Annotated in this window: 23 protein-coding genes; 18 read left to right on the forward strand and 5 right to left on the reverse strand. The window is 61.2% G+C overall.

The window, feature by feature from the left end; genetic code table 11:
- The 3 genes from ASD64_RS11410 to ASD64_RS11420 all read left to right on the forward strand — a co-directional run.
- Window positions 1-938: virulence-associated E family protein (locus ASD64_RS11410; protein WP_244480778.1), on the forward strand; the 938-nt coding region annotated here is incomplete at its 5' end.
- Window positions 939-1,303: 365 nt separating this feature from the next.
- Window positions 1,304-1,498 (forward strand): hypothetical protein, encoded by a 195-nt coding sequence (locus tag ASD64_RS11415; protein ID WP_056105185.1) that lies wholly within the window; start codon window positions 1,304-1,306, stop codon window positions 1,496-1,498.
- Entirely contained in the window at window positions 1,495-1,953 is a 459-nt protein-coding gene (locus ASD64_RS11420; RefSeq protein ID WP_056105187.1) for a DUF6362 family protein, read from the forward strand. Before ASD64_RS11415 ends, ASD64_RS11420 begins: the two co-directional genes overlap by 4 nt.
- A gap of 87 nt (window positions 1,954-2,040) precedes the next feature.
- Here the strand turns inward: ASD64_RS11420 and ASD64_RS11425 are convergent, their stop codons facing one another.
- Window positions 2,041-3,084 (reverse strand): hypothetical protein, encoded by a 1,044-nt coding sequence (locus ASD64_RS11425; protein WP_056105189.1) that lies wholly within the window; start codon window positions 3,082-3,084, stop codon window positions 2,041-2,043.
- Window positions 3,081-3,740, reverse strand: coding sequence for a hypothetical protein (locus ASD64_RS11430; RefSeq protein WP_056105191.1), 660 nt, complete (start codon window positions 3,738-3,740; stop codon window positions 3,081-3,083). Before ASD64_RS11430 ends, ASD64_RS11425 begins: the two co-directional genes overlap by 4 nt.
- Window positions 3,741-4,191: 451 nt before the next feature.
- Between ASD64_RS11430 and ASD64_RS11435 the strand changes: the two genes are divergently transcribed.
- Window positions 4,192-4,530 (forward strand): HNH endonuclease, encoded by a 339-nt coding sequence (locus ASD64_RS11435; protein WP_056105236.1) that lies wholly within the window; start codon window positions 4,192-4,194, stop codon window positions 4,528-4,530.
- Between the two features lie 30 nt (window positions 4,531-4,560).
- On the opposite strand, the gene ASD64_RS11440 is transcribed toward ASD64_RS11435, so the two are convergent.
- Window positions 4,561-5,001, reverse strand: coding sequence for a universal stress protein (locus ASD64_RS11440; RefSeq protein WP_056105194.1), 441 nt, complete (start codon window positions 4,999-5,001; stop codon window positions 4,561-4,563).
- A 327-nt stretch (window positions 5,002-5,328) separates the two neighbouring features.
- On the opposite strand from ASD64_RS11440, the gene ASD64_RS11445 reads away from it, so the two are divergent.
- The 14 genes from ASD64_RS11445 (at window position 5,329) to ASD64_RS11505 (ending at window position 15,928) form a co-directional block, all read left to right on the forward strand.
- Window positions 5,329-6,750 carry a site-specific DNA-methyltransferase gene (locus tag ASD64_RS11445; RefSeq protein WP_082549963.1) on the forward strand — a complete coding sequence of 474 codons (1,422 nt, stop codon included), beginning with the start codon at window positions 5,329-5,331 and terminating at the stop codon, window positions 6,748-6,750.
- Window positions 6,747-6,977: a hypothetical protein gene (locus ASD64_RS11450; protein WP_056105196.1), complete on the forward strand. Its 231-nt coding sequence runs from the start codon at window positions 6,747-6,749 to the stop codon at window positions 6,975-6,977. The genes ASD64_RS11445 and ASD64_RS11450 overlap by 4 nt, the downstream gene beginning before the upstream one ends.
- Before the next feature lie 17 nt (window positions 6,978-6,994).
- Window positions 6,995-7,465 (forward strand): phage terminase small subunit P27 family, encoded by a 471-nt coding sequence (locus tag ASD64_RS11455; protein WP_056105198.1) that lies wholly within the window; start codon window positions 6,995-6,997, stop codon window positions 7,463-7,465.
- Window positions 7,449-9,215, forward strand: a complete 1,767-nt coding sequence (locus ASD64_RS11460) for a terminase large subunit (RefSeq protein ID WP_056105201.1) — start codon at window positions 7,449-7,451, stop codon at window positions 9,213-9,215. The genes ASD64_RS11455 and ASD64_RS11460 overlap by 17 nt, the downstream gene beginning before the upstream one ends.
- A gap of 27 nt (window positions 9,216-9,242) precedes the next feature.
- Complete coding sequence (locus ASD64_RS11465) at window positions 9,243-10,568, forward strand: phage portal protein (protein WP_056105203.1); 1,326 nt, start codon at window positions 9,243-9,245, stop codon at window positions 10,566-10,568.
- Window positions 10,565-10,723 (forward strand): hypothetical protein, encoded by a 159-nt coding sequence (locus tag ASD64_RS20995; RefSeq protein WP_156460106.1) that lies wholly within the window; start codon window positions 10,565-10,567, stop codon window positions 10,721-10,723. Before ASD64_RS11465 ends, ASD64_RS20995 begins: the two co-directional genes overlap by 4 nt.
- Window positions 10,720-11,571, forward strand: coding sequence for a head maturation protease, ClpP-related (locus ASD64_RS11470; protein ID WP_056105205.1), 852 nt, complete (start codon window positions 10,720-10,722; stop codon window positions 11,569-11,571). Before ASD64_RS20995 ends, ASD64_RS11470 begins: the two co-directional genes overlap by 4 nt.
- A 9-nt stretch (window positions 11,572-11,580) precedes the next feature.
- Complete coding sequence (locus tag ASD64_RS11475; RefSeq protein WP_056105207.1) at window positions 11,581-12,855, forward strand: phage major capsid protein; 1,275 nt, start codon at window positions 11,581-11,583, stop codon at window positions 12,853-12,855.
- Window positions 12,856-12,959: 104 nt separating this feature from the next.
- A complete protein-coding gene (locus ASD64_RS11480) occupies window positions 12,960-13,346 on the forward strand; it encodes a hypothetical protein (RefSeq protein WP_056105209.1) in 387 nt (128 codons plus the stop codon).
- A gap of 74 nt (window positions 13,347-13,420) precedes the next feature.
- A complete protein-coding gene (locus ASD64_RS11485; protein ID WP_056105212.1) occupies window positions 13,421-13,990 on the forward strand; it encodes a head-tail connector protein in 570 nt (189 codons plus the stop codon).
- A complete protein-coding gene (locus tag ASD64_RS11490; protein WP_056105215.1) occupies window positions 13,990-14,337 on the forward strand; it encodes a phage head closure protein in 348 nt (115 codons plus the stop codon). Before ASD64_RS11485 ends, ASD64_RS11490 begins: the two co-directional genes overlap by 1 nt.
- A 98-nt stretch (window positions 14,338-14,435) precedes the next feature.
- Window positions 14,436-15,167, forward strand: coding sequence for a hypothetical protein (locus ASD64_RS11495; protein WP_056105217.1), 732 nt, complete (start codon window positions 14,436-14,438; stop codon window positions 15,165-15,167).
- Between the two features lies 1 nt (window position 15,168).
- Window positions 15,169-15,693: a 3TM-type holin gene (locus ASD64_RS11500; RefSeq protein ID WP_056105219.1), complete on the forward strand. Its 525-nt coding sequence runs from the start codon at window positions 15,169-15,171 to the stop codon at window positions 15,691-15,693.
- Window positions 15,686-15,928 carry a hypothetical protein gene (locus ASD64_RS11505; RefSeq protein WP_056105220.1) on the forward strand — a complete coding sequence of 81 codons (243 nt, stop codon included), beginning with the start codon at window positions 15,686-15,688 and terminating at the stop codon, window positions 15,926-15,928. The genes ASD64_RS11500 and ASD64_RS11505 overlap by 8 nt, the downstream gene beginning before the upstream one ends.
- 44 nt (window positions 15,929-15,972) lie before the next feature.
- Here ASD64_RS11505 and mcrC read toward each other — a convergent pair whose 3' ends face one another.
- Window positions 15,973-17,124 (reverse strand): 5-methylcytosine-specific restriction endonuclease system specificity protein McrC, encoded by a 1,152-nt coding sequence (gene mcrC / locus ASD64_RS11510; RefSeq protein ID WP_056105222.1) that lies wholly within the window; start codon window positions 17,122-17,124, stop codon window positions 15,973-15,975.
- Window positions 17,118-19,322: an McrB family protein gene (locus ASD64_RS11515; protein WP_056105224.1), complete on the reverse strand. Its 2,205-nt coding sequence runs from the start codon at window positions 19,320-19,322 to the stop codon at window positions 17,118-17,120. Before ASD64_RS11515 ends, mcrC begins: the two co-directional genes overlap by 7 nt.
- Between the last annotated feature and the right edge of the window lie 62 nt (window positions 19,323-19,384).

Raw genomic sequence — 19,384 nt, forward strand, 5'->3', positions numbered from 1 at the left:
TCGGTCCCCGCTGGCTGATTTCTGCCATAGCCCGAATCCACACCCCTGGCGCACAGGCTGACTGCGCGCTGATCCTGGAAGGGCCGCAGGGTATCCGCAAATCCAGTGCGTTGCGCGTCCTRGCCCAGCCCTGGTTCACCGACCGCCTRTCTGACCTCGGCAGCAAGGACGCCGCCATGGAAACCAAGGGCGTCTGGGTTATCGAGATTGCAGAGCTCGACACCATGTCACGCGCCAATGTCGGCACCATCAAGGCCTTCATTACCCGGACCTGCGATCGCTTCCGCCCACCTTATGGAAAGCGGCTCGTTGATCTGCCGCGCCAATGTGTATTCGCGGGCACAGTAAATCCCGATGGAGGTTACCTGAAGGATCCAACAGGCGGGCGACGTTTCTGGCCTGTCGTTTGCGGCGCCATCAATATTGTGGCGCTCGAACGCGATCGCGACCAGCTGTGGGCGGAGGCGCGTGATCGGTTTAGTGCTGGCGAGCCCTGGTGGCTGGACACTCTGGACCTGGAAACGCTGGCCGCCAACGAGCAGGCCGACCGCTATCAGGGTGACGCCTGGGACGATTTGATCCGCAACTATGTCGAACGGCGCGCTCTGGCCGACACCAATGCCTATCGCGACCTGACCGTCGATTGTCGCGACCCCAACGAGCCTTTGGTGGACATCTCGGTCAGCGAAATCCTCGAACACGCGCTCTCAATCGAAAAGGGTCGATGGACGCAGGCCGACCAGAACCGCGTCGTTCGCTGTCTGACCAGCATGGGCTTCGGACAGTATCGCGCCCGCCGGCGCGGCGGCAACCGTGAACGACGTTATCGGCGAATTCAGCTCAAGGAAGAAATCCAGCGACACCCGCCGCGGGGTCCGCGTCTGAGCGATTTAGGTCCGGGTAAGGTCCGGGTATCACCAAGGAGAAAAGCGGAATGAATTCAACACTGGGTCCGGGTAGGTCCGGGTGGTCCGGGTCTTTTCCTCTCTTTTCCGTAGGAGGGGAAAAATCATGCTCATGTGTTCACGTACATGANGAATTCAACACTGGGTCCGGGTAGGTCCGGGTGGTCCGGGTCTTTTCCTCTCTTTTCCGTAGGAGGGGAAAAATCATGCTCATGTGTTCACGTACATGARGTGCGTATTACCCGCATATATAATGTAGCCGAATATACCCGGACCACCCGGACCTACCTGGACCTTTCCTTGCTTTCCAAGGGTTTGCGCCAACCGCAGACCCGGACCCTACTCGGACCCAAACCCTTCAGACCCGGACCCTGTCCGCTTGAGACGGGAGATGTCCAATGAGATGGACCCCGAGAGGCTATRGCGGCGAGCGCCGCRCCGGCGACTTGGTCAAGCGTCAAGGCTGGCGCGAATTGGGCGTACTGGCGGTGGCTATCGACGATGAGCGCCTGACGTGGCCCGAGCAGGAGATGATCCGTCAGCTTGGCGAAAAGCTCTATGGCCGGCCCCACGCAAGGAGGGAGCGGTCATGACCGATCCGATCTGGACGCCGAAGCTGGTTGAGGCCCGCCTTGCCGAGGCGGCGGCGGTGCTGCAGAGACAGCCGTCCGTGCAGGTTCGGGGCTATTTCAGCACATGGCCCGAACATCTCTATGAGTTTTCCGATCTGGTCGGCCAGGAGGCGCGGCAAACTTCCCTACCGCCCCCTTCGCCTGGCGCCATCTCCCGCATGGAGGAGACGCTATCCTGGACCTTCGACCTCGATCCGATTGATGGCAAGATCGTGTGGATGCGTGCGCACAACGCGCCGTGGAAGGCGATCTGCTGGCGCGTTGGTCTCCAACGATCGGCGGCCAATGAGCGTTGGCTCTACGCGCTCTGCGTCATCGCCATGATACTCAACGGTCAGCCTGCGCCGAAAAATCGCTCGCGCCGCTATGTCATCGAGCGGGTGCGAGACGTTGCGAGTGAGGTGCCGCCTAGATGATGGGCAGCAATTGGGTGGGAAGCGGCATGGCGGGTGTCAACAGCTTGTCCAAGAAATGTGTCATTCACCCCTACAGGAACTTCGGCCTTAGCCCTGCTTACGCACGTCCACTGTCGTTCTGTCGATCTTCGCAAACATCGACCCGTCGTCGGAGATGTTGCCGTTTGCGGTGACGGAGCGGAAAACCCACATGAACCCGATCAGAAGCAGGATCGGGAGCACTATCAACTTGACTAGATATGCGGCTCCGATCTTGACCGAGGCTTCGAGAATGTCCGCTGCGGCCGCTACGCCGTTCGTGATGACAGCGGCACCCGACATAACCTGATTCCGGGCGACTTCGGCGAAACCGACAGTCGACCTCAGGGTCCTCTGGATTGCCTCGGATGACGATGACGCCATACCGCCGACGGCATTTCCGACGCTGTCGAGGGCTTGGGCTAATATGTTGCCGCTGCCCTCGGCGGGAGTGTCTTCGGGAGCTGCCGCAATGGCTTCTTCCTCCGGCGGAACTTCGACTGTCGAAAGTTCGATCCCCTCGACCCTGTTGGCTTCTGCTGCTGCGGTCTGCTCGTCGAATACGCCTGTGGCTTCTTCCCATGCCTGGGCGGTGATGCGGTCACCGATGAAGAAGGCGAGAGCGTATGACCCCGGAATGCCCAACGCCGCGAGGATGCCCAGCGTGACCAGACCGCGCGCAGCACGGTCTATGGCGCTGGCCACCGGGTGGCGGATCTTGGACAGCACGGCCCGCACGCCCGCGCCGACCATAAGTCCGCTTGCGCCAAGGGTAGCGACGACCGGCAGGATTATCGCTAACACCCCGGACGTGACAATCAACGCGAAAAGCAGGTTGGAGAACCGCTCGATGGTCGAAATAACGGGCTGCAGCATCTGACCTGGGCTCATTTCCACCGAGGCAGCAATCACCGACGCGGTGATGTTGGTGTCCTTTGCCATGCTCATGACCGCAGTCAGGGTGCGGAGGCCGCCATAAACCCCGGCGCCGGCGATCGCGATGTCACGATTGTAGTCCGTCGCGATCTGGATGAGCGGGTTGTAGAGCGTCAAGACGAGGCCGATGAAAGCAAGAACCGCATAGCGGGTAGTGGATGTGTTGAGGAATTTCATGCCGCCGTGTCCATTTCGCGGGAGGAGCCAAGAGCGACCACCCCGGTATAGCTCTGCATCTCTCCCTGCGGAGATAGTCCGATGTATGCGCGCTTGTTACGCTTCCCAACGGCCATGAAGACGATCGAATTGGCGGTGCGCTCTATCAGGCGCAGGGCATTTCCTTGGCCGTCGATATGGCTGATCTCGATTTCGCCCGTTTCCCTGATCCCGAGCCGATCGAGGAATTCTTCGTTCGCCATGGCTATCTTGTAGCGGCGTTGCGTCGACGGACGTTGACCTAGGCCGACTATGGCGCCGATTAAGGCTGCCGCCAGGCCGGAACCCACTATCGTGATGATGGCAAGAGCGAACGGCTCTTTCCCGAGCATCAGGGCACTGAATATGGCGACGCCCACACCGATGGCGATCCCTAATGGGACCAACAGGGCTTCGCGTATGGCCTTCCAGCCCTCTCCCGGCGCGTGGCCGCGTATAAGGTTTCTCATGCCAAGGAACGGCAGACTGACCGACGCGGCGATGGCGGTGAGAAGGATCAGCGTACCGGTTGCTTTCTTGGTGCCCTTCCACAGGTCGCGACCCGCCGCAGCCCCGAAGCCTGCAACTGCAGACCCACCGACCCCAAGCGCTATCGCGCCCAACAATGACTTCTTCACTATTGATTCCCCCCAACATAGGCGGAGGATAGCCGTGACTCAGTCACGCCGCCAAGTGCGTTAAATAAGCTTCCGCGACGAGGGCTGAGACGTACGGCAGCACCGGCCATCCAGCCCATCTTGTTCAAAGGCACTTTGGGAGCAACCGGTACGCTTGCACGTTCATTGCCTTCTGCTGCAAACGTTATCGCGAAGTCGATAGGTACGTCCGCTTTCGGCAACGCTTTGAGTGCTACCGGAGGTCTCCAATGGTGTCGAAAGCGGCATTCGATGAACACCAAGACGATCGCATTCGCGCGCAGAATGTCCGGCGGACATTCCATGGGCGGACAAAACCGGTTTGTTTGGGCTAGATTCTGACTATGCTCGGGAGAGTAGCGCCTGCGACGGAGGTCATCCATCGCGGGCGTTGTTGTTTCCGATACCATCATCATCCGTCGAGATCATTGCCTTGCCCATCCGTCCACCGATCCATCGCGCAGTTGGTCGGCGCGAGAAGCGTGAGCGCGACCATGACTACCAGCGCAAGCGTGATCCGGTCGCCCGCGCGTTCTACCGCTCGAAGCGATGGCAGACAGAACGTGCCGCCTTCCTGCACGATCATCCGCTGTGCGCCGAGTGTGACCAACATGGCGTGATCCGCCCGGCGAGTGTCGTCGACCACATCGATCCGCATGGCGGCGATGAGGCGGTGTTCTGGGATCGCAATCGCTGGCAGGCGCTGTGCGCGTCGTGCCATGGCAAGAAGACCGCGAGCCATGACGGTGGCTTTGGCAACGCGCCGCGCTGAGGTTCATCGCAGAAAGTAAAAGTTCCAGAATTAGCGGACGACCAAAACGGGTAGCGAACTGCTTGCAACGACCTTGCTGGCTTGACTGCCCAGAAGCATTTTAGCGATCCCGCTTCGTCCATGAGACGACATTACGATAAGATTGCATCCATGGTCCGTCGCGGTTTCGAGTATTGCGTCAGCAGCTGCTGTGTTTGGAATATGAAGGGTTTCCATCGGTATGCCCATCTTTTCAGCGTCCGCTTTTACCTTTGAAAAAATCTGGTTAGCCGCTTCCCTGTTCTCGTCCTCAAAACGCTTTGCCTCTTGTGGACCGGGCTGCCACTTTCTTCCGTAGATAATGGGGAATGGATCTGTTGCTGTGATGACCGTGACTTTGCTGCCGAGAGCTTTCGCCAACGACAAGCCGTGGTCGACCCCCTTCTGCGCAAGCTCTGAGCCGTCCGTTGCGATGAGGATATGGGAATACATTAAGACCTCCGGAAAAATAGCTTGAGATAGTCACACCGTTGGCATTCGCGAACAATAGGGACAGGCGGTCGCATCGACAATAAAAAGCAGTTGATTGCGGAACGAAGCGAGCGACACGCACATGTGTCATGTGCCGCGGCTTTCTCACCGTCGCTAGAAACCAAGATCCCATAGGCGTTGCATGTGAGCCTCGCCACGCCCCCGGGGAGGTCAAATCTCTGGAGCCTTTACTCCAGGGACCGCGCGCCACCAAGAACGCATCCGTGGCCAAAATGGCGATGGGGGGGTGCGACGATAAAATGACCATTCGAATTGAAGGAATATTCCGTGCCCGCGACTGATCTTGGCCCTGCTGATCTTGGCCCTGCTGATCTTGGCCCTGCTGATCTCGGCGCTGCTGGACGCCAGCTTGCGGTCGAATACCGCCGTCTCGATGATCTGGTGCCTTATGCCCGCAACGCCCGTACCCATTCGGACGCGCAAGTCGCCGAGATTGCCGGCTCGATCCGCGAATTCGGGTTTACCAATCCAGTGCTGATTGCTGAGGACGGCACGCTGATCGCTGGCCACGGCCGGGTGTTCGCTGCACGCAAGCTCGGTATGGAAACGGTGCCTGCTATCGTCCTGACCGGACTGTGGGATACACAGCGCCGGGCGCTGGTGCTGGCCGATAACCGCATCGCCATGAATGCCGGCTGGGACGAGGAATTGCTGGCGCTGGAACTGTCCGACCTACAGGAGGCAGGCTTTGATCTCGGCCTGACCGGCTTCGGCGACGACGAGTTGCAGAACCTGCTTTACGGAAATCGCGAGGAACAGGACGGGCTGACCGAGGACGACGCCATTCCGGAGGTGCCGGCAACGCCGGTGACGCGGCGTGGTGATCTCTGGCTGTTGGGCGAACATCGTCTCCTATGTGGTGACTCCACCGATGGCGCCGACGTAACCCGCCTTATGAATGGTGAGCGGGCGGCGCTGTTTGCCACCGACCCACCCTATCTCGTCGACTATGACGGCACCAATCACCCGACCAAAAAGACCGCCTCGACGCGGGCGAAGAAGATCGCCAACAAGGACTGGTCGGAAGATTATGTCGAGCAGAAGCACTGGGATGATTCTAGCCAAGGCCCGCAATTTTACGAGGCATTCTGCAAGACAGCGATCGAACACGCCATTGCCGAGGACGTCGCCTGGTACTGCTGGCATGCCTCGCGCCGCCAGCGCATGCTGGAAACCGTCTGGGACCAGTTCGACGTTCTGCATCATCAGCAAATTATATGGGCGAAATCCCGTCCGGTGCTGACCCGTTCGGTGATGCTGTGGGCGCATGAGCCCTGCATGTTTGGTTGGGTGCGCGGCAAGAAGCCCCGCATCAACCGCGAGGGTTTTGAAAGCTGGCCGACCACGGTGTGGAACATTCCATCCTCGGAGATTGAGACCCGCGAGCACCCGACCTCGAAACCGGTGCGCGTCTTCACGCTGCCGATGCAGTTGCACACCCGTCCCGGCGACATCTGCTACGAGCCATTCTCGGGCTCGGGCTCGCAGCTGATTGCCGGCGAAAAGATCGGCCGCAGGGTCTATGGCCTCGAGCTGTCAGAAGCTTTCTGCGATGTCGTCGTCAAACGCTGGCAGGAATTTACAGACAAGGCGGCAACACTGGATGGCGACGGCCGAAGCTTTGACGAGATCGCCGCCGAGCGCGTGCCCGATGCCTGGGACGCAGCCAAGGATATTGCTGCGGCATGAAGCAATCGCGCACCATGTCGCTGGTGGAGTCGCTGACCAACGTCGCCGTCGGCTATGGCATCGCGGTGTTCGCGCAGATCCTGGTGTTTCCGTTGTTCGGATTGTCGACCACGCTCGCCGAGAACATGGCGATGGGCGCCATCTTCACCGTGGTGTCGATCGCGCGGTCGTTCACGCTGCGTCGCTTCTTCGAGGCGGTGCTTATTCGTGTTGACGGCACTGGATAGTTGAATGGAGTTTTGACATGGCCGGCCGCAAGCCGCTGCCAACGCATCTGAAACTGGTGAAAGGCACAGCCCGACCGCACCGCATGAACAAGGCCGAGCCAAAGCCCGTGGTGGCGGTGCCGGATCCGCCCCATCATCTCGATGCGGGAGCCAGCGCCAAGTTTACGGAAATGGCGGCATTGCTCGCGCGACACGGCGTGATGACCGAGCTCGATACCGGTGCACTTGCCCGTTATGTCGTGATCTGGCGGCGTTGGCTCGAGGCGGAAGAAGAAGTCAAACGCCGCGGCCCTGTGGTGAAGACGTCCAACGACAACATTATCCAGAACCCATTTTTGGCGGTCGCCAACAAGTGCTTGGCGCAGATGCACCAGATCGAGGGCGAGTTCGGGCTGACACCATCGAGCCGCTCGCGCATTCGCGTGGCGGAACCGGCTGAAAACATTGATCCATTCGAGGACTTTTTAACCCGTGGCCGCAAGAAATAGATCGAGATCTAGCAGGAATGCCTGCTCGGTCACGGCCTATGCCCGCGCTGTCATCAGCGGCAAGATTGTCGCCGGTCATCTGGTGAAACTGGCCTGCGAACGGCATCTCGCTGATCTGAAAGCTGGTAGCAAACGTAGCCTTGTCTGGGATGTCGACGCGGCACGGCATGCAATCGACTTCTTCGGTCATCTGCGCCACTCGACCGGCGAATGGGCCGGTGAACCATTCGTGCTGCAGGATTGGCAGCAGTTTGTCGTCGGCTCGCTCTATGGCTGGAAACGCAAGAATGGTCTGCGCCGCTTTCGCACCGCCTATGTCGAGGTGGCGCGCAAGAATGGCAAATCGGTGCTGCTCGCCGGCACGGCGCTTTATGCACTGATTGCCGATGGCGAGCCAGGATCGCATGTCTATTCCGCGGCCACGACCCGCGATCAGGCCCGCATTGTCTTTGGTGAGGCCGAGCGCATGGTGGCGGCCAGTTCGGCACTGCTATCGAGGATCACGCGGACGGTGAACAATCTTGCGGTACTGCCGACCTCGTCCTGGTTCCGGCCGCTATCAGCCGATGCCACCAAGATGGATGGGCTCAATATTCATTTTGCCGCCGTCGATGAAGTCCACGAACATTCGGGTCCCGAGATCATACAGAAACTGAACACGGCAACCGGCGCGCGCCGCCAGTCCCTGATTTTTGAAATCACCACGGCGGGCTATGATCGTCATTCCGTCTGTCGCCAGCATCACGAATTCTCGGTCAAAGCACTGGAAGGCACCGTGCCGACAGAGTCGTCCGATAGCTGGTTTGGCTATATCGCCACCATCGACGAGGGCGACGACTGGACCGATCCAGAAGTCTGGGTGAAGGCCAATCCGAGCCTTGGCGTCACCGTCAAGGTTGACGATCTCAAACGTCAAATTGACGAGGCGAAAGAAATGCCAGCGCAGCAGAACGCGATCCGGCGTCTGCGCCTCAATGAATGGACCGAACAGGTCACGCGCTGGCTGGACATGGCGGTCTGGGAGCAAGGCGGCCTGCCTGCCAACACCGATTGGCGTATCGTCAAACATGATCTCGACGATATGGAGCAGAAGCTGCAGTGTCGCGAATGCTATGGCGGGCTCGACCTCGCTCGCGTCAACGATCTGTCGGCCTTCGTGCTCGCCTTCCCGCCGACACTGGACGACGATCTCGGGGCGCTTGCCAACAAGTGGATTGTCACCTGCCGCTTCTGGATCCCCGAGGATGACATTCTCCGTCGCGTGCGGCGTGACCGCGTGCCCTATGATGTCTGGCGTGACCAGGGATTTCTCACGGCGACGCCCGGCAATGCCACCGACTTTGCCTTCGTGGAAAAGGAAATCATCGAGCTGGCGTCACGCTATGACATGCGTGAGCTCTCCTATGACCGCACCTTCGCCGGCGAGATCGTCCAGCATCTGCAGGATGAGGGTCTGAACCTGGTCCAATTCGGGCAAGGCTTTTTAAGCATGGCCGCACCCACCGCGGAACTGGAGCGGCTGTCGGTCTCGCGATCCCTCTGGCATGGCGGCCATCCGGTGCTGCGGTGGAACGCGTCCAACGTTGCCGTGCGCCATGATCCGGCTGGCAACATCAAGCCGGACAAGGAACGCTCGAAAGAACGCATCGACGGCATTGTCGCCATCTGCAACGCGCTTGGTCGGGCGCTGGCCCGAGACGTCAATGCCGGTCGCTCGGTCTACGAGCACCGCGGCATTCTGATGCTGTAGCGCCGACTGCATAGAAGAAGAGAATAGATGGCATTCTGGTCGAACTGGTTCGGCGGTCCTAAACCGCCGGCCGCCTCTCCGCGCGCGTCGTTCCAGGATGCGGGTGGCGGCCTGGTCATCACCACGGCGCAGCAGCTGGAAGAGGCGCTGCGGTCGGGATCGCTGACGGCGTCGGGCGCCGCGGTGACGCCGAACAGCGCCATGCGTGTGGCGGCCGTCTATGCCTGTGTGCGGATCATCTCCGGCGCGGTCGCGACCTTGCCCTTGCACGTCAAGCGCCGCGTCGACGAGCGCACCCGGCAAGACGCCTCCGATACGCCGCTTTGGGTGGTTCTGCGGAGGAAGCCCAATCGCTGGCAGACACCCTCGCAGTTCCGTCGCATGCTGCAGGCGCATCTGCTTTTGCGCGGCAATGCCTTTGCGATGATCGTGCGCTCGCGGGGATTGGTCCAGGAACTGATCCCGCTGCATCCGGATCGGGTCGAGGTGAAGCAGACCGACGATCTGGTGCTGGAATATCGCTACACCCGCCAGGATGGCCGGCGCATCAAATTGGCTCAGACAGAAGTCTTTCACCTGGTCGGCCTGACGCTCGATGGCGTGCATGGGGTGTCGGCGATTGCCTATGCCCGTGAAACCATCGGGCTGTCGCTCGCCATGGAAGACCACGGCGCCACCACATTCCGCAATGGGGCCCGTGTCAGCGGGGTGTTGAAGCATCCGAACAAACTCGGGCCGGAGGCGGTCGCTCGTCTCAAGGCGGGGCTAGAAGAATTCCGCGCCGGCGGTGAGCAGGAGGGCAAGAATCTCATTCTCGAAGAGGGCATGGATTATGCCCGCATCGCCATGACGGCTGAGGATGCGCAATGGCTGGAGGCCCGCAAGTTCAGCCGCACCGACATTGCCATGTTCTTCGGTGTGCCACCGCACATGATCGGCGATACGGAAAAATCGACCAGCTGGGGCACCGGCATCGAGCAGCAGTCGATCGGCTTCGTCGCCTATACGCTCGAAGACCATCTGACCATGTGGGAAGAGGCGATAAACCGCGACCTGATCGGCCCAGAGGGAAAACCCGACGACAAGCTTTATGCCCGCTTCAACCGGGCTGCCCTGGTCAAGGGCGACATCAAGGCGCGCTGGGAGGCCTACGTCAAAGGCCTGCAATGGGGCGTCTACAGCCCCAACGAAATCCGTGCGCTCGAAGACCAGAACCCGCGCGAGGGCGGCGACGTCTTCTATCCGCCGCCCAACACAGCGGGAACGCCGGCAGATGGGGATCGTGATCGCCATGCGAATGATGGCGACAACGATGGTGACATTGACCCCAATGATGAGGACGTAAGCAGATGAGCCTTCTGGATAGTTTGAAACTGGCCGCGACGATGGTGGTCATGGGTGTTGTCAGCGTTGCGGTCATCAACCCCGCTTTCCACTTCGGCACATTCATCGCCGGCATCACGCTTGGCGGATACTTTTTCCTGTTGGCGCTGGAGAACGTTCGATGAGCCTTCGCAAATTGCCCGAGGCACGAACGTTCCCTCGGCCGCAGAACTACCAGTGGGATGCGCCGTCCGACGTCCTGACGAAATGGGCCGACCACCCGCTTGCCGCTGCAACTGGTGCCGATGCCGACACCACCATCTCCATCCTCGACATCATTGGCGAGGATTATTGGTCAGGCACCGGCGTCACGGCAAACCGTATCTCGGCTGCACTGCGCTCGATCGGCAACCAGGACATCGTGGTCCGGATCAATTCGCCGGGTGGCGACATGTTCGAGGGGATTGCGATCTACAATCTCCTGCGGGCGCACCCAGCGAAAGTCACCGTCGAAGTTCTGGGCTGGGCGGCATCTGCTGCCTCCATCATCGCCATGGCCGGTGATGAAATCCGCATGGGGCTTGGCTCTTTCATGATGGTCCACAATGCCTGGGGTATGGTGATCGGCAATCGCCACGACATGCGGGAAGCTGCCATCCTGTTCGACCAGTTTGATGCCGCAATCGCCGACATCTATCAGGCCCGCACAGGCATGAAGCGTGCCGAGATCCAACGGCTGATGGACGCGGAGACCTTCATGGCTCCGGCGCAGGCCGTCGAATACGGCTTTGCCGATGCCGTCGACGATTCCGAAATCCAGGCAAAGGCCAATGCGTCCGCGCAGGTCCGCCCCGAAATCCGTGCCAAGCGCCGCATCGATGCTGCCCTTGCGCAACAAGGCATCTCCCGCTCAGAGCGGCGCAAGATGTTTTATCAGATCGCCGGCACGCACGACGCTGCCGACACCGCCATGCAGGACGCTGGCATTCCAACGGCCGCGATGCAGCGGCTCATCCAAACCATCCGCTCGTAGGAGAACACCATGAGCATTCATCTGAACCCGCGTGCGCGCGGGATTGTTGGCGTTCGCGCTGATTCCGGCAACGCCACAAAGATTCTGGCGGAACTCCAGAAGACCTTCGAGGACTTCAAGCTTGAGCGCGACAAGGAACTGGCCGACATCAGGGCCGGCATGGCCGATGTGGTGCAGACCGAAAAGGTCGACCGCATCAATGCCGAGTTGACCAGGTTGACCAAGGATATCGACGCAGTGAATGCGACGATGGCCGCGATCAAGGTTGGCGGCACCGGTAGTGCCGAAGACCCGGACAAGCGCGAACATGCAGTAGCCTTCGACCGCTTCTTCCGCCGTGGCGTCGATGCTGGTCTGCGTGACCTCGAGGTGAAAGCAAAACTCACCACGCAGTCCGATCCCGATGGCGGCTATCTGGTGCCAGCAGAAATGGAAGCGGGCATCGACCGTGTTCTCGGCACGGTGTCCACGATCCGCTTACTGGCCCGAACCATCTCGATCTCGACCAATACCTACAAGAAGCTGGTCAATATGGCTGGTGCGACGTCGGGCTGGGTTGGCGAGGAACAGGATCGTCCTGGCACGGCAACGCCGACCTTGCGCGAGATCGCCATCAATACCGGCGAAATCTACGCCATGCCTGGAGCCACGCAGACCTCACTCGACGATGCCCGCATCGACCTTGCCGCATGGCTGGCCGATGAGGTGTCGATCGAGTTCGCCGAGCAGGAGGGCGCGGCCTTTGCCAATGGCGATGGCATCAACAAACCGCGTGGTATCCTGGCTTACGACAAGGTGGCGAATGCTTCCTATGCATGGGGCAGGATCGGATTCGTCTCCTCCGGCAAGGCGGATGGATTTGTTGCCGCCACGGCCACGGCCAGCCCGGCTGATGCGCTGATCGACCTCTATTATGCGCTCAAGTCCGGCTACCGGAACGGCGCGTCATGGCTGATGTCGGATGCGACCATGAACACGGTTCGCAAGTTCAAGGACGCAGAAGGCGCTTACATCTGGGCGCCACCTTCGGGGGCGGCTGAAGTGGCCACCATCCTCGGCAAGCCGGTTTATAACGACGACAACATGCCGGCGGTGGCGGCGAGTGAGTTCCCGATCGCCTTCGGGGATTTTAGCCGCTCCTACCTGATCGTCGACCGCATCGGCATCCGGGTCTTGCGCGATCCGTTCACCTCCAAGCCCAACGTGCTGTTTTACACGACCAAGCGCGTCGGCGGCGGCATGGTGAACTTCGAAGCCCTCAAGCTGCTGAAGATCAGCACCTGATCATCGTGACGGGCGGCCATCATCCTGAGCCCTGAGCTTGTCGAAGGGTCGAAGGACGGTCGCCCGCCTCTTCACCAATCCCATTTATCGAAAGGACTTCAGTCATGAAGGACGGTATCTCCGGCCTCGGCCTCGTCGCATCGCTCGTTCCCGCCGTGGTCACCGCCACCACCAAGGGCAGCCATGCCGATTTGCAGAGCTTCAATTCCGCGACCCTGATCATCAATACCGGCGCGATTGCCGGCGATGGCCTCTTCGTCGTCGCCCTGCAGGAAAGCGACACGACCACAGATGGCGATTTCGTCGATGTGGCGGTCGGCGAACTGCTCGGATCCCTGCCGGCAGCGCTCGAGGCCAGCACGGTCTACAAGCAGGGCTACAAGGGTTCGAAACGCTACATCCGCGCTGTCATCACGAAAACCTCTGGCACGTCGATCGCCGCCGGTGCGGTTTTTGTCCTCGGCCATCCACACGACGCACCGGTCGCCTGATCGGCCAGGGCGGCCAGACGGTCGATGCTCCGACATTCTGACCGCCCCGTTCATCAACCTATTGGAAGACAGCCATGCTCGCTCCCGTCCGCACGGTTGCGCCCGCGTCCATGCCGGTGTCACTGGCCGAGGCCAAAGCCCATCTGCGCGTTGATCATGATGACCAGGACGATCTGATTACTGCCCAGATCAAGGCGGCAACGGCTTGGTTCGACGGCTATTCCGGCATTCTCGGCCGGGCGCTGATCACCCAGACTTGGCAGCAGGATTTTGCCGCCTTTGCCGATCGTTTGCCTTTGCCAGTATCCCCGGTGATCGCGATCGCCAGCATCAGCTACTTCGATATTGGCAATGTGCAGCAGACATTGGACGCCGGCGTCTATAATCTGATTACCGAGGCGCGCGGTGCCTACGTTGCGCTGCAGCCGCAGCAATCCTGGCCAGCCACCTTTAGCCGAACCGATGCCGTTTCCATCACCTTCACCGCCGGCTTTGGTGCCGCGACAGATGTGCCTGAACCCATCCGGCAGGCCATCGTGCTCATCGTCCAGCGGCTCTTCGACGGCGCCGACACCGAGATCGACATCGCCATCGACCGCGTCGTGCATGCCCTGATGGCGCCCTATCGGATGCGGCCACTTTGATGACCAGGATCACCGCCAGTGATTTGCGCGACCGTGTCAGTCTGGAAAAGCAGGAAGAAGTTGACGACGGCTATGGCGGCGTCACCGGTCAATGGGTCGTCCAGTTCGAGCGCGACGCCTGTATTCTCCTCTCGAAAGGTGGCGAGACCGTCATCGCTTCTCGCTTGCAAAGCGTCCAACCGGCGCTGATCATCGTGCGCTACGATGCCGATACCGCCACCATCACCGCCGCCTGGCGGCTGATCGAGACCCGTTCCGGCACAACATACAATATCCGCACCTCGGCCGACATGGAGCGGCGTGGCCGCTTCATCACCATGCTGTGCGAGGCCGGAGCGCCAACGTGAGTGCTCTGCCCGGCATTCCCTTCCCTCTGCGCGGTTGACGCGCCGGCCGGGCGGATGTGGCGGAAGCCTAGCGCGGAACACCGACAGGAAGAAAAACCATGGACCGTTCGCGTTTCTACGCGGCGCTGCGGCGTCGTGATTCCGGCATCTTTGGAACATCTCTCACGCAAACGCAGGTGGATCGGCTGGAAGCGATCCTGACGCGGCTCGACGCAAAGCGCATCGAACCGGCGCAGGCCGCCTACATCCTCGCCACCGCCTATCATGAAAGCGACCGCTTCCGCACCATGGAGGAATTTGCCTCGGGCGCGGCCTATGAGGGGCGCGCCACGCTGGGCAACATGCAGCCGGGCGACGGCAAGCGGTTCAAGGGACGCGGCTTCGTCCAGATCACCGGCCGGCGCAACTATACCGATTGGGCCAATCGCCTCGGCGTTGATCTGGTCGGCAACCCGGCACTCGCCGCCCGGCTCGACCATGCCGTCACCATTCTGATCGACGGCATGATGCTCGGCACATTCACCGGCAGGAAGCTGCCGGATTACGTGACGGGTGCGAAGAGGGACTATGTCGGCGCGCGACGGGTGGTGAATGGGACGGATCGGGCCAAGCTGATCGCCAACCATGCGCGCGCGTTCGAGAAGGCGCTGGCTGGTGCCGGCTACGATGCCGCCGCGTCGCGGTCGCCGACTACGCCGAAACTACTGCCCGAGCCTGCACCCATCGACATCGCGCCCGGCGCCGGAAGGCGCGACCTGCCGGCCGCCGCGATCCTGGCCCTCATCGTCCTGCTGCTGGTTGCAGTTACAGCGTCCATTCTCGGAGGTTAACATGAGCGCGCTTGCATCCATCCTACTCACGGCGGCCGGCGAGCTTGCCGTGCCGGTCATCAGGAAGCTCCTCAACGAGAGTATCGGTAACGCGGGCGGTGATATCACCGGCAAGGTGATCGACATCATCGCCGCAAAGGCCGGCGTCACGCCCGACAGATTGCCAGACGTGCCAGCCCCCGATCTGCAAGATGCCATCGTCGCCGCAGAGCCGGAAGCCGCCGACATCCTCATAAAACATGTCGAAAGCCAGCGCCTGATCAACGAAGCGGTGAAAGCCGAACTCGACAAGGGCGGGCCAACTTGGACCTGGGGCTGGCGGCCCGGATGGATGTGGCTGCTCGCCTTCGTGTGGCTCTACGCGTTGATCCTGCGCCCGCTGGCCAATGCGGCATTCGGCGCTGCAATCGAGGCTGTCGATCTGACCATCCTAATGACGCTAACCGGCGTGTTCACCGGCCTCTACATGGGCGGCCACACCGCCAAGAGCATCATATCCGGATTGCGGAGGCACCCCTATGACTGAACCTGCACCGAAACGCTTCGATGACATCCCCGAGGAAACGAAGGCCTTCCTGCTTGCCCTGCGCCCCGACGAGGTGAAGACCCTGGACGATGGCATTCGCCTGGTCCGTTCGATCAGCACCGTCTCCGCATTCGTCAAATGGCTCATCGTCGGCATCCTCGGCATTGCCGTCGGCATCGCCATGTTTGGCGAGAGCATCGCCAACATCGTGAAGTGGTTCCAGACGTCAGGATGATCGAGATCCGGAGAAAGGCAGCCACCATGGGCAATTGCACGCGATTACCCGGGTGAATATCCATCCGCAGAAGTCTTGTTCTCGACCTGCGAGCTGAGCTTCAAAAGTTGCCCACGGATAGCTCCGCTGTCGGCTGTGAGATCTACTGTAGCGAACCGAATGACATGCCCGTGCAGCGAGATGGATTCGTCGATCATTTCGCCGATGGCCGGATGCAGCAACAAGCCCTCGGCCTTTTCGGCCAACGAATCACCGCGTCCTGTCTGCGAACGTATGTACGCGTAAATCTGGTAAAGGTACCCGCTGCGCAGAGTCGCCTCACGGCGCCAGCCTGCCGTCAGGATGCCGGTGAACTTAGTATCGATCACGATCCGGCGGCCGGCCCGCCCATCGTCTAACACGATATCAGTCTGCATCCCGGGCAGGATGTCCCGCGCACCCTCACTCCACCAATCAAGCGGCCAGTCGAGGAAGCTACCCGTCCGCACGTGCCAGCGCTCCGGTTGCAGCACCGTGCGGTAGAAGCCACCGACGGCGCGCTCAAATAGCCGCCGCGCCCATTGTTCCTCCCGGTCCGGCATCGGCAAGGCCCTCAGTCCCGCCCGCTCGGTGGGCAGAACGAGGTCCATCGCAAGCATTGCCGCTGCTAGCATCTCGCTATCAGTCGCGTCGTGACGGCCGATGCAGTCGGCACTGAGCTCGGCGCGCGATGGCATAACCCCTGCCACTCCAAGCGCCTGCATGTCCGCCGCCAGCCGCCGGCAGCGATGACGGAGTTCGGGGCGCGTGACCAGCCGCGCCACGGCGTCGAGCGCGCCGCGGACGTAGCGGTTGCGCGGTGTGTCGACGCTGAGCTCGACGAAGCGGCACGCCACAGCGCCGCGCGCGAGCAACTGTCGGCGCTCCGTACGCAGGACGTCGATCCGCCCTCGGACCCGTGACAGGTCGGCGCTGCGCGTCCGATAACCAAGGCTCAGCTGTCGGCGTTGGCGCTCGTCGACCGCCTGCGCCAGCAGCTCGGCGACGAGATCGGCGATCTCGTCCGGGTTGCGCTCGACGTCGACGCGTGTGGGCCCGGCCTTCCGGAATAAGTCCGAGGCGTAGAGCATCAGGAGCCAAATGTTGCGCACCGGGATGCGGCCGATGAAACCCGCCGCAGCGGTCTCGCTAGCGGCTCCGGCGTCGCCAATCACCATCCCTGTAGCAGCCGGTCGAGAGCCTCACGCGAAGATTTCGGAGCGTCGAACCAGTATTCGTCGAGCAGCGGGCCGATCTCCGTCTCGGCCACCTGGCGAAACCATTCTCGTGTGTTGCCCGGCTCCAGTTTCGCCGTTGGTGTGACGTAGCTGTGCCCAATCTCGAATTGACGACCGAACGCCCCGGCTATCTCCGCGTTCAGCGCAAAGATTCGCCGCTCGATGCCGTCTGCGAGCAGAGGATCGACCCCACCCCTCTCGGTCACCCACCGCCGCCATGCTGGCCCAAGCCGCGGCTCAAGCCCAACGAATGCGAAGCGCCTGCGGAACGCCAGGTCGACGAGCGCCAGCGAGCGATCAGCGATGTTCATGGTGCCGATCACGAACAGGTTCTCGGGAACGTGCACAGGGCGGCGCACGCCATCGGCATCGGGATAGCATAGCTCCAGCGCCTCACGCGGCGTGCGCTTGCCCGCCTCCAGCAGAGTTAGCAGCTCACCAAAGATCTGAGCGGGGTTCCCGCGATTGATCTCTTCGATGATGATGACGTAGCGGGCGTCCGGGCGACCCAGCGCAGCGCGGATCGCCTCCATGAAAACGCCGTCCGCAAGAGTAAGCTTCCCATCGCCGCTCGGCCGCCAGCCGCGGACGAAATCCTCGTAGGAAAGATTCGGGTGAAACTGGACGGCCCGGACGCGCGCCTCGTCGCGCTCGCCCATCAGCGTAAAGGCGAGGCGCTTGGCGATCCATGTCTTTCCTGTTCCCGGCGGCCCCTGCAGGATCAGGTTCTTGCGGGTACGCAGGCGCTCTAGAAGACGTTCGATCTCCTCTCGTTCCAAGAAGCAGCCTTCGCGCATGATGTCATCGACGTCGTAAGGTTCCGTCGGCGAAGGCGCCTGCATGGGATCTGCCGCAGCGGACTCGTCCTGATTCTCTGTCGAGGCTAGTTCGGCTGCGCCTGGTTCCGTCTGAACATCTTCGGGTGCCTTGTATCGCCAGGATGCGAGGGACAATTCGGGGAAGCTATGAACCGGATAGCTGTCCTCCCCGAAACGTGCCTTGAGGTCGTCAACGAGCTTCAAATAGGTCGTTCCGCTGCAGGGCTTCTGCGGTCCAATAGTCGGGATCCGCATTTGCAGTCGTCCCGTCAGGAAAGCGCGCGAGTTGCTATCGAGGGTCGGAAACTCCCAGGGATGCGACCAGTAGAGGCCGGTAGAGAGATTCCAAGAAGCGCCCCAGACGTCGACCGCTGCGTCGTAAGCGGAGATGAACGCCTCCCGCTGCTCCGGCTGATCGGCCTCCACGAGCGCCGCCGCGGCAGTGAACAGATCCCACAATTTGTCGATATCGTTTTCGCCGCGTTTGTCACCGTAACTGAAAAACCACGAGCGCTGGTTGTTCAGGACTGGAATGCCCTCGAAGGAAGCCGGCGGATCCTCCTCCACGCCGATTAGCTTTGCGAGCGCTCCCGCGATCGCGCGCCGATTGTCGTCTGTCATGGATCGGTTGAACGTGCCCATCGCCGTGAAGGGGCAGATATCGCGCAGGGGGCCTGTTCCACCTTCGGGATAGCGGTCCTGCAAATAGCCGAGTCCCGCCATGTTTTGTGCAATGGCATGAATGCCATCGATCAACGGCCGCCGGTCCGCCCGATAGTCGAGAAGCTTCGCGGCAACGGCGCTGTAGAAGGCTGTCCAGAGGAAACGCTGCTCCCCGTTCGCGTCGCCGAACCGCTCCCGCCAGAATGGCTCATTCCTGAACCGGTTGATGTCCTGGGGTTGGTCGTCGAAGGCAAAAGCCAGAAGTCCATCCTCCATCCACCCGCCTGGCGCGACGCGCCAGACCGTTGCGCGATTAGTGTAGAAATACCATTCGCGTGGCGGCGAAACCGGCGACCAGTCTACTCGCACATGCTTGCCGTCATCGAGATTCGCGGTGATCGTGCCGACCGCCTTGAGCGCCATCACCGAGACGGTGGCACCGCGATTGTCGAACGGAAGATCGTGCTTGCGCGTATAGGACGATTTGATCGCGATCCTGTCCCCTGGCCGCATCGAGCGCACGAGATCACTGTACTTGCCGTCCTCGTAGCCGTTTTCCCAAATACCATCGGCGAAAAATCGCGGCGTCTGGTCCTCGGTGCGATTGTATGAGGCGCCAACAAACCAAGATGGCCTTGTGCCCAAATCCCCTGACATCAATGTCTCTCCAATACTACGGCCGTGTGCCCAGATTTCACGGTCAGACCGGAGGGCGGTCC

Source organism: Mesorhizobium sp. Root157, from assembly GCF_001427385.1.
GTDB lineage: Bacteria > Pseudomonadota > Alphaproteobacteria > Rhizobiales > Rhizobiaceae > Mesorhizobium.